Here is a 5087-nt window from a genome sequence, read left to right as displayed (position 1 = left end):
GATGTATTCACGGGCGTCCTCCAAAGTCCCACTGATAACCTCAGCACTCGCGTTTTCCTCGGTATTCCAATCCAGCGAAACATGTGAATCGGTGGCTGCGTTTTGCTATGATATTCGTATTACTTTGGCTTTCAGGAGTTTGTACTTATGCCGCAGACGCAGCGTCCGCTTTATATTCCCTATTCTGGCCCTAATTTGTTGGAAACCCCGCTACTGAATAAGGGCAGTGCGTTCAGTAAGGAAGAGCGTGCCGCGTTTAACCTGACCGGTTTGTTGCCGCCTCGCTATGAGAGCATTGAAGAGCAGGCTGAGCGTGCTTATATGCAGTACCGGAGCTTTGAAACGCCCATTAACAAGCATATTTACCTGCGTGCTATTCAGGACAACAATGAAACCCTGTTTTATCGCTTATTAACGGATCATCTGGAAGAGATGATGCCAATCATCTACACCCCGACCGTGGGTGATGCCTGTGAGAAGTTCTCGGATATTTACCGCAGCTCACGCGGCTTGTTCATTTCGTATTCGGAGCGTGATCAGCTGGACGATATTCTGCGCAATGCTACTAAGCAAAAAGTGAAAGTCATTGTTGTGACCGACGGCGAGCGCATTCTGGGCTTAGGTGACCAGGGCATTGGAGGCATGGGTATTCCGATTGGTAAGCTGTCGCTGTATACCGCCTGCGGCGGCATTAGCCCGGCGTATACGCTGCCGGTTATGCTGGATGTCGGCACCAATAATGAAAAGCTTCTGGAAGACCCAATGTACATGGGGGCGCGGCATAAGCGCATTGGTCAGGAAGAGTACGACGAGTTTCTCGATAAATTCATCAAAGCGGTTACCAAACGCTGGCCTGGTGTGATGCTGCAGTTTGAGGACTTTGCTCAGCCTAATGCTATGCCGTTGCTGCGACGCTACCGCGATGAAGTCTGCTGTTTTAATGATGACATTCAGGGCACGGCCTCTGTGACTGTGGGTACCTTACTGGCGGCCTGTCGCCAAAAAGGCAAAAAGCTCAGCGAGCAGAAAGTGGTATTCGTTGGGGCCGGTTCAGCTGGTTGTGGTATCGCCGAGCAAGTCATGATTCAAATGACTGCTGAGGGCTTAACCGAGGAGCAGGCGAAGAAACAGATATTTATGGTCGATCGCTTCGGTCTGGTGATGGACACTATGGACGGGCTGCGCGACTTCCAGCAGGCATTAGCGCAAAAAACTGCCGACCTGAATGACTGGGAATACAGTGGTGATTATCCGTCGTTGCTGGACGTGATGCATTGTGCCGAACCGGATATTTTAATTGGTGTTTCCGGTAAGGCGGGCTTGTTTACTGAGCAAGTTATATCAACTATGGCAAAAAATGTTGAACGGCCCATTATTTTCCCTCTGAGTAACCCGTCAAAACATGTAGAAGCGCACCCTGCGGATGTACTGAAGTGGAGTGAGGGTAAGGCGATTGTGGCTACCGGAAGTCCTTTTGGTGAAGTTGAGTATAACGGGCGTTTGTATCCGATAGCTCAGTGTAACAACAGTTATATTTTCCCGGGCATTGGCCTTGGTGTGTTGTCGGTTAAGTCGCAACGGGTCAGTGATGAAATGCTACGTGTGGCAAGTAAGACGTTAGCAGCAGCTTCGCCCAGTGCCAATGGTAAAGGCGAGGAATTACTGCCGGCTTTTAAAGATCTGACGCAGTTGAGTAAAGACATTGCTTTTGCGGTGGGTAAAGTGGCTCAGCAGGAAGGTCTGGCACTGGAAATTGATGACGATACGCTGCGTGAGCGCATCGACAACAATTTCTGGAAGCCGGAATACCGCTTCTATAAGCGCGTCAGCATTTAAGCGTGCGCGCTGTCGATGGCCTGCTGTAAATCTGCCAGCAGGTCATCGGCGTTTTCAATTCCTACCGACAAACGCAATAGGTCTAAGGGTACCGGGGTATCCGGCCCTTCAATGCTGGCGCGGTGTTCAATCAGGCTCTCTACACCACCTAATGATGTAGCGCGATGCCACAGCTGAGTTTTTGCGGCAACGGCAATAGCGGCTTTCTCACCACCCGCCAGACGGATAGACAACATACCGCCAAAACCGCCCTGCATTTGCTTAACCGCAATATCATGACCAGCAAAGCTTTTTAAGCCCGGGTACAGCACTTCAGTGACTTTTGGGTGTTGTTCTAACTGCTCAGCAATGTACAACGCATTTTGACAGCTTTCGCGTACGCGTAAGAACAAAGTTCGCATGCCGCGTAATAGCTGTGCTGCATCTTGTGGGCCCGGAACTGCACCGTATTGCGCGCGAATGGCAACCAGGCGTTTCCAGAAGTCGTTATCTTCGCGGGCAGCGAGAGCACCAGAGATAACGTCGGAGTGACCGTTAAGATATTTTGTGGCGGAATGCATGACAACATCGGCACCGAGATCCAGCGGTTTAGTCAGTAAAGGTGTGGCTACTGTAGAGTCTACCGCCAACAAAGCGTCGCAGCTGCGAGCTATATCAGCTACCGCAGCAATGTCGGTGACTGTCCACAAAGGGTTGCCAGGGGTTTCCAGCCAAATGAGCGTAGGAGCCTTTTCTGTAATGGCATGGCGCAACTCGTCCAGGTTCGACGTATCGACAAAACGAACGTCCAGTCCGCTATCAACCCCAAAGGTCTGCAGCCACTTGCGCAACGCCCAGTACATGACTTTAGGGGCGATGACTGAGTCTCCGGGCTTTAACGCATGAAAAACCGTGGTTGCAGCAGCCATACCGGAGGCAAATAGACGCGCGTCGGCCGCATTCTCCAGTTCTGCTAATAGCTTTTCTGCGGGACGGTAAGTGGGGTTATCAGCTCGCGAGTACACACGACCAGTACGATATTGATTATCCTCATCGCGCAGGTAAGTCGTTGATGTGTATACTGGAGGGATAATTACGCCATTCTCGTTGTCAGAGTGGGTACCTCCCTGAGCAAGGAGCGATTGTGGCGAAAATGGATGTTTCGTCATATAAATTCTCGTTAAAGTAATCTCAATGCGAGATTTTACGTATAAGGAAGGAATCATTTCATACTAACCGAAGAGGTATTGCAATGCGTTACATAATTTCCGCACTACTGGGTTCAATGTTGTTTGTCGCAAACGCCGCACAAGCTAACGAATGTGAACTCACTATAGATAGCAATGACAACATGAGGTTTGATACAAAAGAGATGTCCGTACCAGCGAGCTGTGACGAAGTGACAGTCACTTTGACTCACTCAGGTAAGCTGGATAAGAAGGTCATGGGTCATAACTGGGTTCTGAGTGAAGCTGGCGATATGCAATCAGTTGTTCAGCAAGGCATGTCAGCTGGTATGGAAAGCCAGTATGTACCGGACTCAGATGCCGTTATTGCGGCAACCGATGTGATTGGCGGTGGTGAAGAAACCTCAGTGACTTTCTCTACTGAAGGTATGAGTGCAGACACTGATTATAAATTCTACTGCACCTTCCCTGGCCATTCAGCCATTATGCAAGGCAGCTTTGCGATTAAAGAATAGTTGTAGCAAACCTGCGTTATTGCTTATTGATTAATACAGACTGCAGCCCGTGTGGCTGCAGTTTTTTTGGAGCACTAATTGACCGTTATGAAGTCTTTACTCATTGCTTTATTGTTCGTTCTGTCACTGCCAGGTGGATACAGTCAGGCTCAGCAATTTGGACCTCGCGAAGCTTTGGTCATTGTCCAGCCTGTCTCTTTTGAGCGTGAACGTAATCGGGTTGAAGCCGTTGGCACGGCCGAAGCGGTTCGCTCTATTACCATTTATCCGGCGGTCGGTGACCGAGTGGTTGCGGTGCATTTCAAGCCGGGCGATAAAGTTGAGAAAGACCAGTTGCTGGTTGAACTCGATGCCCGCCGACAGCAAGTTGCGGTGGAGCAGGCACAGATTAATTTACGCGACGCAGAGCGCACGGTAGAGCGTTTACGAGCCAGCCGTGAACAAGGCGCTGTGCCGCAGTCAGAGCTTGATAACGCGATATTATTAAGAGATTTAGCCCGCGTTGAATTAGATAACGCCAAAATTGAATTAGAAGACCGTTTTATTCGTGCACCTTTTGAGGGAATTATCGGTATTACCGATGTTGAAGTGGGCGACCGCATTGACCAACAAACCGCTATTGCGACTTTAGATGATCGTTCGACCTTATTAATTGATTTTCGTATTCCTGAAGCGGCGGTTTCGTTACTGCAGGACGGTGCTGAATTACAGGTTCAGCCATGGCGATACTCAGGCACTCCCGTTACAGCTGAAATTATCGAGCTGGACTCACGCATTAACGCAACGACCCGTATGTACCGGGCACGCGCAAAAATCAGTAACGATAATGACGATTTTTTACCCGGCACCAGTTTCAGAACCGCAATAGAGTTGGCAGGTGAAGAGTTTGCTTCGGTTCCTGAAGCCGCTTTGTCCTGGGGTGTGAATAACCCTTTTGTCTGGGTTGTGGAAGACGGTAAAGCTGCGCGTATTGAGGTACAGATTGAACAACGCCTGGCCGGGCGAGTGCTGGTATCAGGTAACATTCAACGTGATGACTTGCTCATCGTTGAAGGCGTACAAAGCCTTCGTGAAGGGCAGCCTGTTGTGTTTGATCGGGCCACCCTCGATACGCAAGAGGTTACCGAGTAATGTCAGACCAGCAAATTAATAACCAACAGGACGCGAACGACTTACCATCGGTGTCGATTCGTCGCCCGGTACTGATTGTTGTTCTTAACGTTCTTATCGCCATAGCAGGTATTGCTGCTTTAATGGGTGTTGAAGTGCGTGAGCTGCCTGACGTTGACCGACCCGTTGTCGGGGTGAGCGCAACCTTGCCCGGCGGCGCGCCAGAAACCGTTGATGCTGAAGTGACCAGTATATTAGAAGGTGCTGCTGCGCGAGTCTCCGGCGTGGAGTCCATTCGTTCGTCGAGTGAAGAGAACAGTGCCCGTATTTCTATTGAATTCCGACCCGGTGTGGATTTAGACGTTGTAGCCGCGGAAGTACGCGAAGCGGTTAACCAGATACGTCGTGAACTGCCGGATGATGTCGAACAAATAAACGTTCGTAAAGCTGACAACGATGC

The 5087-nt window shown here is 50.0% G+C and carries 4 protein-coding genes and 1 pseudogene; 4 read left to right on the top strand and 1 reads right to left on the bottom strand.

Annotated features, from left to right (window positions below; genetic code table 11):
- Positions 1 to 147 precede the first annotated feature (147 nt).
- On the top strand, positions 148 to 1836 hold the full coding sequence (locus B3180_RS08020; RefSeq protein ID WP_199494095.1) for an NAD-dependent malic enzyme: 1689 nt from the start codon (positions 148 to 150) through the stop codon (positions 1834 to 1836).
- On the opposite strand, the gene B3180_RS08015 is transcribed toward B3180_RS08020, so the two are convergent.
- A complete protein-coding gene (locus B3180_RS08015) occupies positions 1833 to 2984 on the bottom strand; it encodes a trans-sulfuration enzyme family protein (RefSeq protein WP_278358197.1) in 1152 nt (383 codons plus the stop codon). The genes B3180_RS08020 and B3180_RS08015 overlap by 4 nt on opposite strands.
- 83 nt (positions 2985 to 3067) lie before the next feature.
- On the opposite strand from B3180_RS08015, the gene azu reads away from it, so the two are divergent.
- The 3 genes and pseudogenes from azu to B3180_RS08000 all read left to right on the top strand — a co-directional run.
- Positions 3068 to 3517 (top strand): azurin, encoded by a 450-nt coding sequence (azu, locus tag B3180_RS08010; RefSeq protein WP_054490527.1) that lies wholly within the window; start codon positions 3068 to 3070, stop codon positions 3515 to 3517.
- 87 nt (positions 3518 to 3604) lie between these two features.
- Positions 3605 to 4648: an efflux RND transporter periplasmic adaptor subunit gene (locus B3180_RS08005; RefSeq protein ID WP_278358215.1), complete on the top strand. Its 1044-nt coding sequence runs from the start codon at positions 3605 to 3607 to the stop codon at positions 4646 to 4648.
- Positions 4648 to 5087 (top strand): annotated as a pseudogene (locus B3180_RS08000) (efflux RND transporter permease subunit); the annotation flags it as partial. The gene B3180_RS08005 and the pseudogene B3180_RS08000, both read left to right, overlap by 1 nt.

The organism is Idiomarina sp. UBA4206 (assembly GCF_002383015.1).
Classification (GTDB): Bacteria; Pseudomonadota; Gammaproteobacteria; order Enterobacterales; family Alteromonadaceae; genus Idiomarina; species Idiomarina abyssalis.
The sequence above is the reverse complement of the archived record's forward strand: the minus strand, read 5'-3'. Positions and strand labels throughout refer to the sequence as shown.